Raw genomic sequence first — 15,418 nt, 5'->3', positions numbered from 1 at the left:
GCAACCAGCGTCAGTTCTCATCTTGAGGCAATGCATGCCAACCACACGGCCGGCTAAGGGATACCCTCCCCCAAAACACCCACAAAATACGTGGTCTTCGCCGCAAAAAGTCAATCCAGTGAACTGTTCGGTCAACGCCGCGTATGCCAAATACAGTATGCTGGCAGTAAGGGACTTTTTTTGCACGGTATCGAATTACGTCCGCAAACATCCAGAGTACGCAGTCCCCTTGTCGTACAATCATCCGTCGTCGCGAAAAATTTTGGAGCCGGCGCTACCGACGCGACCAATAAACACTGTTGAAACAAATACCGAGCCACGCCCATGAACCAGATCGCCGAAGCTGTCGACCACCACACCACAGAGAACCTGACCGACCTGTTAGACCAGCAACGCCAGGCGTATCTGGCCAACCCGGTGCCCGACCGCGCTCAACGCATCAGTGACCTGCAGGCCCTGGCGCGCATGATTCGCGAACACCAGGACGAGCTGGTACAGGCGGTCAGCGCGGACTACGGCAATCGCTCCCACCATGAAACCCTGTTCGCGGAAATATTTCCGGCACTTGATGGCATAAAAGATACGATCAAGCGCCTGAAAAAATGGATGAAGCCGCAGCGACGGCATGTGGAGTTTACGGCCTTCCCATCCTCGGCGGCGAAGGTCATCCCTCAGCCACTGGGTGTGATTGGCGTAATCGTGCCGTGGAACTTTCCAATCAATCTGTCCATCGGTCCGCTGATCAACATTTTCGCTGCCGGCAACCGCGCCATGGTGAAAATGTCGGAGAATTCCCGCAACCTCACGGCGGTATTGAAGCGCATCAGCGTGGATTATTTCCCCGCAGACAAGCTGGTTTTCCTCGAAGAAACCGGCAACGTGGGTGTCGAGTTTTCCAAGCTCAAGTTTGATCACCTGATTTTTACCGGATCGGGAACCACCGGCCGCAAAGTCATGGCTGCGGCCGCGGCCAACCTCACCCCGGTCACCCTGGAACTGGGTGGCAAATCCCCGGCCATTGTCGGCCCCGACTACGACACCGATACCGCCGTTGAACGCATCCTGTTCTGGAAGTTGTTCAATGCCGGCCAGATCTGCACCACGGTAGACTATCTACTGTTACCCGAAGAAAAACTCGCTGAGTTTATCGACAAAGCCAAGCAGGTATTCAAGAAGCGCTACCCGGATATCCACCATCCGGACTATACGTCGGTGATCGACGAGCGCTCTTTCCAGCGTATCTGGCAGACCCTGGACGACGCCTCGCAAAAAGGGGCCACCGCCATCGACCTTACCGATGGCCAGGGCGACCGCGGCGACACGCTGAAAAAATTCCCCGCACACCTGCTGATCAACGTGACCGAAGACATGACCGTCATGCAGCGGGAAATTTTTGGCCCACTGCTGCCGATCAAGACCTACAAGAACCGCGAGGAAGTTGCGGCCTATATCAACCGCGGTGACCGCCCACTGGCCATCTACCCGTTCACCAAAGACGCCGACCTGCGGGACTACTACATCGACCACGTCATGTCCGGGGGCGTCAGCGTCAACAACGCGGTGCTACATGTGGGCCAGCACGACATTCCCTTCGGTGGCGTGGGCGAGAGCGGCATGGGTCACTACCACGGCTACGAGGGGTTCCTCACCTTCTCCAAACTGCGCCCGGTGTTCTACCAGGGCCCGCTGGATCCACTGAAACTGCTGATGCCGCCTTACGGCAAGCTTGCAAGCAGTATGATGAAGTTGATGCTGCGCCTGACCAAATAGGTAAACGTCGGCGCTACTAACCTGTGACCCAGCGCTCCGGCATCGCCGGTGCGCTCGGTGGGTAAGCCCTGGCCGTTCGAATTTTCACTCCAGTTGCATCCAAAGTCGCCGGCCAACGCATCCTATCGGCAACACATCAAGATGCGTATCAACAACTGGAGAACACAATGAACGAATCCACCCTTGCACTGCTGGTGCCTTTTGGTCTTTTCCTGCTCATCGGTCTGTCCCTACGGATGCTGCTCGGTTACTTTGCGAAAAAAAATGGTGAGACACAGCAAACCCTGCGCCTGGCCCTGGAAAAAGGCGCCGATGTACCTGCGGAACTGATAGAAAGCCTGAGCGCCAACAATTCGCACCCGCAAGAAGACCTGCGCCGCGGCATCGTCTGGACCGCGGTAGCCGTAGGCCTCGGACTGATCGGCCTGCTTACTCCCGATCCGAGCAACCATGCGTTCATGGGAACACTCGCGGCCGCCGCAATTCCGTTCGCGATCGGCGTCGCGTATTTTGCAATGCACTACCTCGCCAAACCGCAAGCACACTAACCAGGTGGGCGGCCCCCAAGGTATTGGGTGGCCGCCGATCGCCGCATCCGTATCCACATCCGCAGCCACTCAGACCTGAAAAAACTGCTTATCCATTCCGTGCTGAGAAATCCTGCCCACAGGGAATGGTCTATTCCGACAAGCCCCAACCTAACTGGTACGTTCATACTCCGAATATCACTTCAAGATCGTCTGCATCATCAGTAGAATTTGCGCTTTCGCTTCACGCACTTTTCAAAAGGACCTGAAAGTGACTACGCTTCTCCTGTGCAATCGGCCGCTCAGTGCGCCAGCTATCCAGCTGGCCTGCAACGCCAATTTTCAACAGTATTCCGAACTCCATAGCTCTGCCCCCCAATCTGCCAAAGCCAATACCCCCTACCTGCTGAACGGCCATAACGATGCCCAGGGCAAGCGTATTCAGTCACTGCTGGCACCGAAACACATATCAAAACCGGTAACCGAGCTGGCGCTTACCTTTGGTGAAGACAACACCGTGGCCATCGCCGCGATGATGGAGCAACTCAAGGATTACAATATTGCCCTGACCGGTGCCTCAACCAGCGTTTACGGAGAGCGTATCAGTGGTTTTGCAAAGTCGGTCAAGGAGTACCAAGTAGCGCTACTCACTTACCGCGAGGCGAAACAGAGCAAAGCCGGTTATCAGGCACAACTGAAGCAAAGGGCACACCATGCCTTCAACCGTATGCAGGCGCAGTTCCGCGCCGAGCTGCATATGGTAACCAGTCACATTCGCTCCCGCCGCGGCACCCCGCTGACCAGCGCTGAACGCGGCACCAATATCGCTGGTAGCAGCCGTAATGTGGCGAAACTACAGCTCAGTAGTGAGATTGACGCCCACAGACTGGTAAGGTTGAGCCAGCACACCAAGCTACTCGGCAATGGGTTGGCAGTAATTGATTTTGGGTCTCGTGTGGGCAAGGTCCACAATAGCTATCAGACTGGCGGAGAGTGGGAGAAGGATCTATTTAGAGAATCACTGAGTTTTGGACTAAGTGCCGGGACTGGAGTGGCGACAGCAAAAATTGGCGCTGCCGTTCTAGGCATACTAGTTGTCGCCACACCGATTGGCTGGGTTGGACTGGTCATTGGTGGGCTGGCAATAGCTGGAGCATCAGCGGGTGCAGCGATGGCCGTGAATGAGGTTACGCAGTCAAACGCCGATGCGTGGTATGAAGGAATAATGGGTGCAATCAGCGGCGTCGAATCATGAGTACATTTACATTCCTACTTGGCTGTTGCGCTGCAGTTATGTTTTTCAGCCTATTTTTATATGTAGTTTTCGGACAGGTAACTGTACGAAAACTACGAAAAAACCCTGAAACAAGGAGCGATCTCGGCCTTGAATTCGCGAGTGGTTGGGACATCTTAAATGTAGCTCAGGCTCTCGCCACACCGAGTAAAATTCACAAAGTACTGGAAAGCGGTCAACTATCATTTTTACATGCAAATTCAGATCTCATCAAAAAGCACACAAATTTTTTTGATAAAATCATCGCCATTATATTTTTCTGGTCGTTCATGGGATCAGCGATGAGCATGCTAGCGTTGATCGGGTTAGATAAATTAAATTTCTTTTCCTAGCCACTTACCTGATAGTCAAGCTATTGGACGAGCCAATTATTTCGCCATATCAATCTAATGCATTCCCAGCGCATCAAGCGTTTCCAACAGGCTCTTCACCGGAATTACCTGCATACCCTCGATATCAGCTTTTAGGCGATTTGCTGCCGGCACAATCGCTTTTCTAAAGCCATGCTTGGCCGCTTCCCGCAACCGTTCCTGCCCCGAGGGTACCGGGCGGATTTCACCGGCGAGCCCCACTTCACCAAAAATCATCAGGTCCCGATCCAGCGCGCGGTTGCGGAAGCTGGAGACTACCGCCATCAGCAGGGTGAGGTCGGCGCTGGTTTCCATCACTTTCACACCGCCGACCACGTTGATAAACACATCCTGGTCGCCGACCAGCACACCGCCGTGGCGGTGCAATACAGCCAGCAGCATGTTCAAACGGTTCTGGTCCAGGCCCACCGCGACCCGACGGGGATTGCCGAGGCTGCTGTCGTCCACCAGCGCCTGCAGTTCCACCAGCAACGGGCGGGTGCCCTCCCATACGGAAGTCACCACCGAACCCGCGGCAATTTCTTCCGCCCGCTGCAGGAAAATCGCGGAGGGGTTGGAGACTTCTTTCAGCCCCTGCTCGGTCATCGCAAACACCCCCAGCTCGTTCACCGCACCAAATCGGTTTTTGTGCGCGCGCAAGGTGCGGAAGCGGGAGTCGTGGGTCCCCTCGAGCATGATGGAGCAGTCGATGATGTGTTCCAGCACCTTGGGCCCGGCGAGGCTGCCGTCTTTGGTGACGTGCCCGACCAGAATCAGCGCGGTGCCGGTCTGCTTGGCGAAACGGGTGAGGTAGGCGGCACTCTCGCGCACCTGCGCCACCGAGCCCGGTGCAGACTGCACTTCGGCCATATGCATGACCTGGATGGAGTCCACCACCATCACCTTGGGTTTTACTTCACCAGCGGTGAGGCAGATCTGCTCCACATTGGTTTCCGACAGCATCTGCAGGTGGTCTGCCGGCAGGCCCAGACGCTTGGCGCGCATAGCCACCTGCTGCAGGGACTCCTCACCGGTCACGTAGAGCGCCGGCAGAGTCTGCGAGAGGTGGCACAGGGTCTGTAGCAGCACCGTGGACTTGCCCGCACCGGGATGGCCACCAATCAGCACCACCGACCCGGGCACCAGCCCGCCCCCCAGTACCCGGTCGAGCTCGCTGGCATTGGTGGGAATACGGGGCAGCTCGCTGAGGTCAATCTCGGACAGCTTCTGCACCTTGCCCTGCCCCGCGGCACCAGCGTAGCCGGCCTGGGCATCGGTAAAGTTGGCGGAACGGCTGTCCGTATGCGCTGGCCCCAGCCGCACTTCACTCAGGCTGTTCCACGCCCCACAGGCACCGCACTGGCCTGCCCATTTGCTGTAGTCGGCTCCGCATTCATTGCACACAAATGCGGTTTTGGTTTTTTTGGCCAAAGGCTCTCCCCTTGCGGGACTCTTGAATTAAATTGGGTCTACGAGTGGCCGCAGAACGGACCGTACGCCGCCCGGCGGAAGCCGCAGAGTTTACCCTTCCCTGATGGCCAGCCCAATGCCCCTGCCTTCAAGCCGCGCTTATCTCACGCTACTTCTACCTCAAGCATACCTCAAGCACCTCAAGCCAATCCCCAGCGGTGAGCTGCATAGCACTCCCCCGGTGGCATGCCGAGTGCGCAACGATTAGCATTAATACAAAGCACACGTTTTGTTGGCTCTATGACACTTCCCGCAGTTTGGCTGCTACGCAGCGATGAAATAGCTCCTGACAGCCCAGAGGCTCTGGCGCTCGCCACCCTGTTATCGGCTGAAGAACTCCGACGCCAGTGCAGTTACAGGCACGCGGAGGCTCGACATCAGTTTCTGTTGAGTCGTGGCATGCTGCGCAAGGTACTCGGAAAAATCAGCGGGCAGCCGCCTGCACAGCTGCAGTTCGATCGCCTGCCCAGCGGCAAGCCACTGTTAGTGGATTTTCCGGAACTGCACTTCAGTCTCAGCCACAGCGGCCAGTGGATCGCGCTGGCGGTTTCCTGCGAGGCGCCCATCGGCATTGATATCGAGCAGCCGCGCAAACCGCGCGACTTCCTGCGGATCGCCCGCCACTACTTCCACCCCCAGGAGTGCGCCTTGCTGGAATCGCCGCCGCTGGAACTGATGCCCATGCATTTCTACCGGCTGTGGACCATGAAAGAGGCCTTTTTCAAGGCCCGCGGGACCGGCATCTCCGAGGGGTTGGGGCGGATCAACCTGGCGGGCTACCACCTGGGGGAGGGTGTCTCTTTCGACGAAACCCTCGCCGACCGGGACGCCCCCTGGCAGTTCTACTACGCCATGCACCCGCTACCGGATACCACGCAACTGCATGTGGCACTGGCGGGCACCGACCCGGCGCTGGAGGAACTGCAACAGGCGGGTATACACCGGGGTTTTGACTAATCCCAAGACTACCCCCCGAAAAAGCGCCGCAAGACTTTTTCCCATCGCACCGATAAACTGGCGCCATTCGTATACTTTATATCCAGCAGCATCCGGCGAGCGATAATAATGGGGCGCGCATCTCTTTCCAGAAAAATCCACAAATGGCTGTTTCTGTTTGTCGGCATTCAGGCCCTGTTGTGGACCCTGAGCGGCGTTTATATGGTGGTGATGGATCTGGACTTCATCCACGGCGATCACCTGGTCAAGAATCTGAGCGAGCCACTGCCGGCAAATCTGGAGCAACTGGCGCCCACCGCGGAAATACTTGAGCGCTACCGCGGGGTCAAACACATCCAGCTCAAGGCGCTGCAGGGCAACCCCTACTATGTGGTGAAAACTGGCGAAGGCGCACACCTGGTTGACGCCCGCAGCGGCCGCGAAGTACCGCCCGTCGACAGCACGCGCGCACGCGCATTGGCGGAGCACTACTATTCTGGCGAACTGCCCGCCGCCTCTGCCGAGCTGATTACCAGCAACCCACCTACCGAAGTACCGTCCCGCGCGCTGCCCCTGTGGCGGGTCAATTTTGACGACCGCTACGGCACCAGCCTGTACATCGACCCCAGCACCGGCGCGCTGGCCACCCGCCGCCACAATTACTGGCGCGCCTTCGATTTCTTCTGGATGCTGCACATCATGGACTACGAGGAGCGTGCGGATATCCACAACCCGCTGCTGCTGGTCATTTCCATCGTCAGCCTGACCGGCGTACTGGCCGGCCTGATCCTGCTGTTCTACAGCTTTGCGCGCCGGGGCAAGGCCCCTGGCAACGCCGCCACAGCGGGAGGTGCAGGGTGATTTTCATCAAAGCTGCACACAAGTGGCTGAGCCTGGTAATCGGCCTGCAGCTGGTGCTGTGGCTGGTCAGCGGCCTCGGCTTTGCCCTGCTCGATTCCAACGTGGTCGGCGGCCGCCATCTGGCGGAGCGCCATCCGGCCGGGCCCCTTTCCTCGGACCAGTCCGCCCATGCTTTGCTGCGCTCGCACGCCGAGATCGCCAGCCTGTACCACAACACCGACAGGCCGCTTGTGGATATTCGCCTGCAGCCGGGTTTCGACCGCCCGGTTTACCGGGTTCAGACCGGCGACCGCGTGGAGCTGCGCGATGCCCGCACCGGCAACCTGCTGGTGATCGATGCTCCGCTGGCGGCGGCTATCGCGGCACACGACTACGCCGGCGACGATCGTCTGATCGGCACGCCACAACACCTGCCGCAACCCAATTTGGAATCCCGTCGTCACCACGGGCCCGTATGGCGTGTGGATATCGCGGACCAGGGCAATACCAGCCTGTACATCTCCGCGCAGGACGGCCGCTTGCTCGAGCGGCGCAACGATACCTGGCGGCTGTTCGATATCTTCTGGATGCTGCACATCATGGATTACACCGAGCGCCAGGATTTCAACAATCCGTTCGTGGTGATCTTCGGTATCGGCGCCCTGCTGCTGTCCGTTTCCGGTTGCGTGATGCTGTTTTCCAGTTTCTCCCGCCACGACTTCAACCTGGTGGCCAAGTTGCGCCGCAGCAAGGTCGCCGTCACCCTGCTCGACCCCGCCGCCAACCCGGTGCAGGAGCTGGCGCTGCCTAGCGGTGCCAACCTGTTCGACGGCCTTGCGGCCCAGGGCGTGCAGCTGCCTTCCAACTGCGGCGGCGGTGGCAGTTGCGGCCTGTGCCTGGTGCAGCTGTCACCGGAGGCCCCCATCACCGGCAGCGAAAAATCCCTGCTGTCGGCCGCCGAGCTGGCCTTGGGCAAGCGCCTCGCCTGCCAGCAACGGGCCACCGCGGCCACCCAGCTTACGCTGGATCACAGTGTGCTGCAGGCGGAGATATACCGCGCAGAGGTGCGGGAAACCCGCTTCCTCACCCCCTACATCAAGGAGATTCGTCTGGCGCCGCTGGGGCCGCGCCCGTTTGTATTCCGCGCTGGCAGCTTCGTGCAGGTGGAGGTGCCACCGCACACCCTGCGCCTGGCCGACACCCCGGTGGACGCGCGCTTCCGCGACGACTGGCAACCCTGGCTGACTGCCGCAGGCGCCAGTCACAGTACCGCACTGCGTCGCTCCTACTCCATGGCCAACGCACCGGGGGAAACCATTGCCGGGGAGCGCGGTGAAGAGATCCTGCTGAATGTGCGCATCCAGCCACCGCCCGCAGGCCGCACAGGGCTGCCCGCCGGCGCCGGTTCCAGCTACATGTTCAACCTGAAGCCCGGCGACCAACTACAACTGCACGGACCGTTTGGCAGTTTCCACGTGCAGGACAGCACCCGTGAAATTGTCCTGATCGGTGGAGGTGCCGGCATGGCGCCACTGCGCTCGATGATTCTGGATCAACTGCACAACCATCGCACCAACCGGTCAATCCGCTTCTGGTACGGTGCGCGCAGCATGCGGGAAGTATTCTATGCAGATCAGTTCGACGCGCTGGCACAGGCACACGACAACTTTCAATGGCAGCTGGCACTGTCGGAACCGCGTGCAGAAGATCAGTGGCAAGGAGCCACCGGCTTTATCAGCGATATTGCCGCCGAAACTTACCTGCGCAAGCACCCGGACATTGGCAATTGCGCGTTCTACCTGTGCGGCCCACCGGCCATGTTGCGCGCCTGCATCGCGATGCTGACGGAACTCGGTGTACAGGAAGAACAGATTGCGTTTGATGATTTTGGGAATTGATCCAACGCTCGTTACTCCATGTTTCCCGTCACGAATACTGTGAGCAAAAGGTTGAAAAAATGATGAATCAGAAAGTTTTCCTGCGTGGCCTCGCCATTTCTGCACTGCTCGCCCTGACCGCCTGTGCCAAAAGCGACCGCGATCACGATGGGCGTGAAGACGGAGCCAGCACCGTCGCCGCGAAGGCGGCATCGACATTGACCACCTATAAAAGTGCCACCTGTGGCTGCTGCACACTGTGGGTGGAACACGCAACGGACAATGGTTTTAAGATCGACGCCCAGGATGTTTCTGACCTGAACGCCATCAAGGACAAATACGAAATTGCCGCGGAATTGCAGTCCTGCCACACCAGTGTGTCAGCGGACGGTTATGTATTCGAAGGGCATATTCCGGCAAAGCTGATTCGCCAGTTCCTGCAGAATCCGCCGGCCGGTGCACGCGGCCTGGCAGTGCCGGCCATGCCTCTGGGCAGCCCCGGCATGGAAGTGGGTGACCGTTTTACGCCATACAAGGTACTGCAGCTCAACCGGGACGGCAGCACCTCTGTGTACGCGAGTATCGATCACTTTGAGCAACAACACTGAAGTATTCGTGAGTCCGAGAAGCCCAGATGACTCGCCGGCCCGGTCATCCGGGCCTTTTTTCACAGGCGTTTACTCAACGATCAGGGTGCCGCGATACATTTGCATCTGACAGTGAAACGGATACTCGCCGGCATCCGCTGCGGGAAGTTGCACCTCGGTCACCTGATCGACCGCCAGCTGTGCACTGATTTCCAGATCGGGAAACAATACCCACTCCGCACAGGGTGATGCGTCTTCCCGCCGGAATTTCAGCACCGTTGCTTTTCCGGCAGCAATGCGAATCCGGTCGGGCTCGTATACGCCATCCTTGACCAGTATCTGTAGCGCCTCGGCGACACCCGCCGCAGGCTGCCTGCTGCCCTTGGGCGCAAGCCAAAACCACCATACCGTCAATACAATCGCGGCAAGCCCAAGCACGTTAATCACTACGGATTCCATTATGCGGTACCTCCGTTCTGTGACGGTTTGAAAAACCGCAACCGGTTGGCATTACTCACCACGGTAACCGAAGAAAACGCCATCGCCGCACCGGCGATGACCGGGCTCAACAGCATGCCAGTGATGGGATAAAGCACACCGGCGGCAATGGGGATACCCAGGGTGTTGTAAATAAACGCACCAAACAGATTCTGCTTGATGTTGCGCAGGGTCGCGCGGGAAAGCTCCACAGCATCCGCAACGCCGTGCAGCGACGAGCGCATCAGGGTCACATCCGCAGACTCGATGGCAACATCGGTGCCCGCACCTATGGCAAACCCCACATCTGCCCGCGCCAGTGCCGGGGCGTCGTTGATACCATCGCCCGCCATGCCCACCTTGGCGTGGTTTTTCTGCAGATCCGCGACAATCTTCTCTTTGTCCTCCGGCAGCAGATCCGCATGTACGTGATCGATACCCAGCTGCCTGGCCACGGCCTCGGCCGTCGCCCGGTTGTCCCCGGTCAGCATTTCGATGCGCAGCCCGAGCTTTTTCAGACGTGCAACTGCGGCTTGTGCATCCTCACGAATGGGGCCTGCCACCGCAATGATGCCGGCCATGGCGCCATCCACTGCCGCATACATGGCGGTACGCCCCTGCTCCGCCAGCGCTTCGGCCTTTTCTGTCCACTTGCCCGGGTCGATACCTTCGCGCTGCATCAATTTACGGTTGCCGAGCAGCACGGTTTTGCCGTCGACCTCAGCACGGACACCATGCGCGGTAATGGCTTCGAAGCCCTGTACATCCGAGAGCGACAGCTGTTTTTCCCGGGCGGCACTGACAATCGCCTCTGCCAGCGGATGTTCGGAACGACTTTCCAGGCTCGCGAGCTGCTGCAACAGCGCATCCGCATCGCCGTCGCACTCGATATCGGTCAGTTTCGGCGCGCCCTCGGTCAGCGTGCCCGTTTTATCCACCACCAGAGTGTCCAGATCCGTGGCCTGCTGCAGGGCCTTGCCGTTGCGTACCAGTACGCCATTTTCCGCCCCTTTGCCGACGCCCACCATCACCGACATGGGCGTGGCCAGCCCAAGGGCACAGGGGCAGGCAATAATCAGCACCGAAGTCAGCACCACCAGCATATGCGCGATTTTCGGATCGGGGCCCCAGTTGTACCAGACCAGTGCAGCGACCACCGCGATGATCATGACACTCGGCACAAAAATCGATGAGATGGTATCCGCGAGGCGCGCGATGGGAACCCGCGAGCTCTGGGCGTTTTTTACCATCTGGATAATCTGCGCCAGGCGGGTATCCGCCCCCACCTTTTCCGCCGCAAATACCAGGCTGCCATTTTTATTCAGGGTGCCGGCGGTGAGCGCATCACCTCCCGCTTTTTTTACTGGTAGCGGCTCGCCGGTAAGCATGGCTTCATCCACCAGGCTCTCGCCCTCGATCACGCGGCCGTCCACCGGGATTTTTTCTCCGGGCCGCACGCGCAGCTTGTCGCCGACCATCACCTGGTCAATGGGAATATCTATTTCTTCGCCGTCGCGAATGACACGCGCATTGGGGTCCTGCAATTGCAGTAACTTTTCCACCGCGGCACTGGTGCGACCGCGGGCACGCACTTCCAACGCCTGCCCCAGGTTGATCAGGCCGATAATCATCGCACTGGCTTCAAAGTACACGTGACGTGCCGACTCCGGCAGTACATGCGGGAGCAATACCACTAGCATGGAAAATAGCCACGCGGTGCCAGTACCCAGCGCGACCAGGGTGTCCATGGTGGCACTGTGGTGACGGAAGGCTCGCCAGGCACCGGTAAAAAAGTGCCCACCACAGAAAACCAGCACCGCCAGTGTCAACAGGCCGACACTGCCCCAGGCTATCTGCTGAGCGGTGTTGTGCACCCCCATCTCGCCGGTCACCAGCCCCCAGATCATCAGGGGAACTCCGAGCCCCAGCGCTATACCCGAGCGCCACAACAGTTGCCGGTAGTGCGCCTGTTCCTCCTCCCGCTGCTGCGCGCGCAACACCCGGGCATTCACCTGCACCGCCTCCGCGCCGTAACCGGCGGACTCCACCGCGGCAATGCATGCCTGCGCAGTCGCGCTACCCTGGACCACCAGGGTTTTGTCGCCCAGGTTTACGCGGGCATCTTCGACACCGGACACCCGGCCCAGTGCGGACTCGATTTTTTTCACGCAGCCGGCACAGCTCACCCCCTGCAGGCGGAAGGTCTGTGGGGACATCGATGATGTTTCAGTCATATTGCTCTCCACCAGGGGTTAGATGCCGGCATTTTAAAGGGTTTCAGGTGAAAGGGTTCCAGGGGGCCGGGTAAACCAGGCCGGGGAAGAACTGCCCTCAGCCTAGCGGCGCGGCCCGCTGTCTGCCGGCGCATGCGCGTCGACCAGAAGGTCAGCCGCCTGCCGGGCACACCGTATCAAATCCACTCCCGGTAGCCTCCTCCCGGGTGGTATCATCGCGGCATGAAACACCCCCTGCTCCCGGAACGTCCCCTCGTCATCTCCCCCACTCTGGCCGCCACCCTCGGCCTGGAGGAGGCGGTATTGCTGGCGGCACTGGGTGACCTGATACCCTTCTTGCCCGTGGAGTCACATCCCGGCCGGGACTGGTACACCGCAGACGGCGATCAACTGCAACGGCTGTTGCCGTTCTGGGAGCCGGCAGACATTCAGCGGGTTTCCACCAGCCTGCGCAATCAGGGTGCCCTGTTGCTGGGCGCAGCGCCCTACGGCAGCAGTGCGATGCTCAAATTTGCACTGAGTGGCGCCTCCGGGCAACAGACCGCCGCGGAATCAACTGCCCCAGCACCCCAGGCCCCGGCACCGCGGGCAGCCAACACCATTTCTCCGAGCTGGCAGCCAGATTCCGAGACCATGGCGCGTATCGCGCAGCTGGGTGTGCCGGAACATTTCGTGCGCGAGCAACTGCCCGAGTTCGTCACCTACTGGCGGGACCGCGGCGAAAGCCGGCACTCCTTTGGTTCCCTGTTCCTGAAGCAGGTGAAGACCAAGTGGGAGTCTTTTCGTGCGACCCAGGGGCGCAAGCAACCCATTCCCGAGCAGTGGCATCCGGGTGAGGAGACCCTGCGGAGACTCTCCGATGAGGGAGTGCCGAGCACATTTGTACGGCGCTGCCTGCAGCGGTTTGTCGAGTACCACCGCAACAGCGGCAAGCAGTCCGTTTCCTGGGACCTGGAATTCAATGACTGGGTAACGGAAGACTGGGAAAAGCAGGACACCCCATTTATTGAAAAGCGCAAGCCGGAACCGATGACACGCGACTGGCAACCCAGTGAAAATACCTGGGAGCAATTGCGCCGACTGGCTATCAACCCCAATTTTGCCGCAGAATTGCTGCCGGAATTTATTTATAAATGGCTGGAGCGCGGTGGCCACAGCGCACGCTGGGGCGAGCAGTTTATCGATTACGCGCGTACCGAGTGGGCTTACTACTGCCAGGGTATCGAGAAAAACCCGGTGGCCAAGCCCATCTCGCGCAACTGGCAGCCGTCCACGGACTGCCTCGGCCACCTTTTGAATCAATGTGAAATCGACCGCGAATTTGTTCTCGGCCTGGTACCGGAATTTCGACTTTACTGGCGCGAGCAGGGTGCTGCCCGCAAAAGCTGGGATTCGGTATTCGTACGGCACGCCCGCTACCAGTGGGCTGAGCGCAATAAATTCGCGATAGGACAGAATCATGGCAAGCCAAAAGAATCCGGGCACTCAGGTAACCAGCGAACCAGGGACACACCGGTCTGGGACATCGTCACAGACACAAACTGGTAGTCCGGAGCTTGAGGCGCGCAAACGCGCACTCAATGAGGTGTTCGGTCTCCTCAAGTTGAGTTATCACAACCAGTTCAACTCGGCCTTCCAAGATGTTCAGACACTCAACCACGCCAAGCGCTTGTGGCTGGAATCCCTCGCGGGCTTCTCGCCCGAGCAAATGGTCGCTGGCGCCAAGCGCGCCATCAAACAGTCCGAGTACCTGCCCACCATCCACAAGATGCTGCAATTCTGCGCAGAGGGGGAGCACGGCCTGCCCGACCCGCGCGCCGCTTATCGCGAAGCCTGTAACGCACCCAGCCCAAAAGCAAATAACAAGTGGAGCCACCCGGCGGTATACCACGCGGGGCGTGCGTCAGACTGGTTTTTCCTCGCCAACAACCCGGAATCCTCGGCCTACCCGGTGTTCGCCAGCCACTATAAGAAAATCTGCGAAAAACTGATGGCCGGTGAGAGCCTGCCCGCGCCGCAGCAGGTTCAACTGGAGCATCAGCCAGCCAAACCACTGTCCAAAGCCGAAAATGCCAAGAAGTTGGCGGAATTGCGCGCGCAATTCAAAATATGATGTGAGGGCTGGCTTGTGTGCCAGCCCTAAGGTCACTTTCCTGGGGTGTTAGGAACCGGGCCTGCATAAACCTTTCTTCGACTCCAGAGCAGGTATCGCCATGGCCAGGCTTCCCCTTCTGCTTGTGGTACCCCTTTCACTGCTGGGCAGCAGCCTCGCCAGTGCCGACTTCTATTCCCACCGCTATGGCGGTATCAGCCTGCAACACACGGCCCAGGATCCGCTGTGCCACAACGCACGAGCGTTTGTTGACGGCCTGAACGGCGAACAACAAACGGCGCAGCTGGCGAACTGCACCGACAGTGGGCCGGGCGCAAAACTCTATGCCGGCTGGCGCTGGAGCCCCAGCTTTGCCGTGGAGGCAGACTTGCGTCAGGCCGCTACCACAACGGCGCAGTTCAGCATAAGCAATCCACAGCTGCCTTATCTGAACATCAAGGAAACACTCACCACCCGCATGGGTAATGCGTTCGTTGTGGGGCATCTGCCCGTCGGAAGATCCGGTGTCAGTGTCTTCGGCAAGGTCGGCGGCGGTTTCTGGCTCGGCCAGCTGCGCTCCAGACAGCGAGGGGATGCGCTCGCCGTGTTCCAGTTGGAAGACGGCTCCCTGCAGCCCGTCCTGTTTCCTGTGGACGGCACCTTCTCGGAGAGCACCAGCGGTTTCCATTGGGGGTATGGTGCGGGTGTCAGTTACAGCTTCAGGAACCGCTGGTCCCTGCGGGCAGAGTGGGAATGGTTCCCGGAAATCGGGAGTGATGCGCTTCTCGGGAAGCACGACGTAGAGTCAGCCTCACTGGGCTGGAGCGTACATTTCTAACGCGCAGATCAAGGACACGAGGCAACACCGGTGGTCCGAACTTGATTTGAATAGTGATTCCACACTTTTCCACAACCGGGATTACACACAGAAACTTGGGACAGTCCTGTGTATAAGTTGCGAATA

At 59.2% G+C, this 15,418-nt stretch carries 14 protein-coding genes; 11 read left to right on the top strand and 3 right to left on the bottom strand.

What is annotated here, in order from left to right; translation table 11 throughout:
- The first annotated feature begins 324 nt into the window (after positions 1-324).
- The 4 genes from JF535_RS05885 (at position 325) to JF535_RS05870 (ending at position 3,923) form a co-directional block, all read left to right on the top strand.
- Complete coding sequence (locus JF535_RS05885; RefSeq protein ID WP_207000306.1) at positions 325-1,770, top strand: coniferyl aldehyde dehydrogenase; 1,446 nt, start codon at positions 325-327, stop codon at positions 1,768-1,770.
- Between the two features lie 167 nt (positions 1,771-1,937).
- Positions 1,938-2,318, top strand: a complete 381-nt coding sequence (locus JF535_RS05880) for a DUF6249 domain-containing protein (RefSeq protein WP_207000304.1) — start codon at positions 1,938-1,940, stop codon at positions 2,316-2,318.
- A gap of 250 nt (positions 2,319-2,568) precedes the next feature.
- On the top strand, positions 2,569-3,552 hold the full coding sequence (locus JF535_RS05875) for a hypothetical protein (RefSeq protein ID WP_207000302.1): 984 nt from the start codon (positions 2,569-2,571) through the stop codon (positions 3,550-3,552).
- Entirely contained in the window at positions 3,549-3,923 is a 375-nt protein-coding gene (locus JF535_RS05870; protein WP_207000300.1) for a hypothetical protein, read from the top strand. The genes JF535_RS05875 and JF535_RS05870 overlap by 4 nt, the downstream gene beginning before the upstream one ends.
- A gap of 54 nt (positions 3,924-3,977) precedes the next feature.
- Here JF535_RS05870 and radA read toward each other — a convergent pair whose 3' ends face one another.
- Positions 3,978-5,372: a DNA repair protein RadA gene (gene radA, locus JF535_RS05865; protein ID WP_207000298.1), complete on the bottom strand. Its 1,395-nt coding sequence runs from the start codon at positions 5,370-5,372 to the stop codon at positions 3,978-3,980.
- A 225-nt stretch (positions 5,373-5,597) separates the two neighbouring features.
- Here radA and JF535_RS05860 point away from each other — a divergent pair, with 225 nt between their 5' ends.
- The 4 genes from JF535_RS05860 (at position 5,598) to JF535_RS05845 (ending at position 9,672) form a co-directional block, all read left to right on the top strand.
- A complete protein-coding gene (locus JF535_RS05860) occupies positions 5,598-6,368 on the top strand; it encodes a 4'-phosphopantetheinyl transferase family protein (RefSeq protein WP_422880002.1) in 771 nt (256 codons plus the stop codon).
- Positions 6,369-6,476: 108 nt separating this feature from the next.
- Entirely contained in the window at positions 6,477-7,208 is a 732-nt protein-coding gene (locus JF535_RS05855; protein ID WP_207000294.1) for a hypothetical protein, read from the top strand.
- A complete protein-coding gene (gene nqrF / locus JF535_RS16940) occupies positions 7,205-9,085 on the top strand; it encodes an NADH:ubiquinone reductase (Na(+)-transporting) subunit F (RefSeq protein ID WP_207000292.1) in 1,881 nt (626 codons plus the stop codon). The genes JF535_RS05855 and nqrF overlap by 4 nt, the downstream gene beginning before the upstream one ends.
- A gap of 59 nt (positions 9,086-9,144) precedes the next feature.
- A complete protein-coding gene (locus JF535_RS05845; RefSeq protein ID WP_207000290.1) occupies positions 9,145-9,672 on the top strand; it encodes a DUF411 domain-containing protein in 528 nt (175 codons plus the stop codon).
- 69 nt (positions 9,673-9,741) lie between these two features.
- On the opposite strand, the gene JF535_RS05840 is transcribed toward JF535_RS05845, so the two are convergent.
- Positions 9,742-10,110: a cupredoxin domain-containing protein gene (locus JF535_RS05840; protein WP_207000288.1), complete on the bottom strand. Its 369-nt coding sequence runs from the start codon at positions 10,108-10,110 to the stop codon at positions 9,742-9,744.
- Positions 10,110-12,362, bottom strand: a complete 2,253-nt coding sequence (locus JF535_RS05835) for a heavy metal translocating P-type ATPase (protein WP_207000285.1) — start codon at positions 12,360-12,362, stop codon at positions 10,110-10,112. Before JF535_RS05835 ends, JF535_RS05840 begins: the two co-directional genes overlap by 1 nt.
- A gap of 222 nt (positions 12,363-12,584) precedes the next feature.
- Between JF535_RS05835 and JF535_RS05830 the strand changes: the two genes are divergently transcribed.
- The 3 genes from JF535_RS05830 to JF535_RS05820 all read left to right on the top strand — a co-directional run bounded on the left by JF535_RS05830 (position 12,585) and on the right by JF535_RS05820 (position 15,292).
- Positions 12,585-13,910, top strand: coding sequence for a DnaT-like ssDNA-binding domain-containing protein (locus tag JF535_RS05830; RefSeq protein ID WP_207000284.1), 1,326 nt, complete (start codon positions 12,585-12,587; stop codon positions 13,908-13,910).
- Positions 13,822-14,475: a replication protein P gene (locus JF535_RS05825; protein ID WP_277987235.1), complete on the top strand. Its 654-nt coding sequence runs from the start codon at positions 13,822-13,824 to the stop codon at positions 14,473-14,475. The genes JF535_RS05830 and JF535_RS05825 overlap by 89 nt, the downstream gene beginning before the upstream one ends.
- Positions 14,476-14,575: 100 nt before the next feature.
- Complete coding sequence (locus JF535_RS05820) at positions 14,576-15,292, top strand: outer membrane beta-barrel protein (protein ID WP_207000282.1); 717 nt, start codon at positions 14,576-14,578, stop codon at positions 15,290-15,292.
- Positions 15,293-15,418 lie beyond the last annotated feature (126 nt).

This window comes from Microbulbifer salipaludis (assembly GCF_017303155.1).
In the GTDB taxonomy this organism is placed as follows: domain Bacteria; phylum Pseudomonadota; class Gammaproteobacteria; order Pseudomonadales; family Cellvibrionaceae; genus Microbulbifer; species Microbulbifer salipaludis.
The sequence above is the reverse complement of the archived record's forward strand: the minus strand, read 5'-3'. Positions and strand labels throughout refer to the sequence as shown.